The 570-nt window shown below is 68.1% G+C and carries 1 pseudogene; it reads right to left on the bottom strand.

Annotated elements, in window-relative coordinates:
• Positions 1-59: 59 nt before the first annotated feature.
• Positions 60-570, bottom strand: a pseudogene (locus JCM19049_RS17100) (IMP dehydrogenase); the annotation flags it as partial.

Genomic DNA, 570 nt, shown 5'->3' with positions numbered 1-570 from the left:
GTGCGGGGCCTGTGGGAAGAACCGCTGGCGGGGCTGCCGCCTAGGGCAGCGCCGTGGGATTAGCGGGACTTGTAGTTCGGTGCCTCGACGGTCATCATGATGTCGTGCGGGTGGGATTCCTTCAGGCCCGCGGCGGTGATGCGCACGAACTTGCCGCGCTCCTTCAGCGCCGGGATGGTGGGCCCACCGACGTAGAACATGGTCTGGCGCAGGCCGCCGACCAGCTGGTGCACCACGGCCGAGAGCGGGCCGCGGTAGGGCACCTGGCCTTCAATGCCTCGGGGATCAGCTTCTCATTGGTGGGCACATCGGCCTGGAAGTAGCGGTCCTTGGAATAGGAGGTGTTCTTGCCGCGGGTTTCCATGGCGCCCAGCGAGCCCATGCCGCGGTAGGTCTTGAACTGCTTGCCGCCCATGAACACCAGGTCGCCAGGGGACTCGGCGGTGCCGGCCAGCAGCGAACCGAGCATCACCGAATCGGCGCCGGCCACCAGGGCCTTGCCGATGTCACCGGAGTACTGCAGCCCGCCATCGGCGATCAGCGGCACCCGGCCGGGATCGCGGCCTTGGC

The sequence above is a fragment of the Arthrobacter sp. JCM 19049 genome, assembly GCF_001310435.1.
This window is presented reverse-complemented; position numbering and strand designations above follow the sequence as displayed.